The organism is Bradyrhizobium sp. TM233 (genome assembly GCF_036247965.1).
Classification (GTDB): domain Bacteria; phylum Pseudomonadota; class Alphaproteobacteria; order Rhizobiales; family Xanthobacteraceae; genus Bradyrhizobium; species Bradyrhizobium ottawaense.
In genome coordinates, this window is record NZ_BTIG01000249.1 from 1 (window position 1) to 275 (window position 275).

General features: G+C 45.5%; 1 protein-coding gene. It reads left to right on the plus strand.

Going from position 1 to position 275, the window contains the following annotated elements; all coding sequences use genetic code 11:
* Window positions 1-69 precede the first annotated feature (69 nt).
* Window positions 70-275, plus strand: a 206-nt coding sequence (locus tag AABA86_RS34315; RefSeq protein ID WP_338309897.1) for a hypothetical protein, incomplete at its 3' end; no start/stop codon positions are given.

Here is a 275-nt window from a genome sequence, read left to right on the forward strand (position 1 = left end):
GTTCTCTCTATCAAATTGGTGCTTTCACCGAGTTACTCATGCCTCCGAACTGAAGTTCTACCACCGCACATGGATTTACAACCAGATTTACGGTTTGGTTCTATGGTAGAACAACTCCAATACCTATGGGAGATCAGATTCAATCCTGAACCTGGAATTCCAAACCCTTATGCATCACCATCATTTTCCCCTCCCCATTTCACCCACCAAATCCATCACCTTGCCGCAAGCTACCACCCAGAATCATGGGAATTTGAGTTTGCCACCCTAGGTAT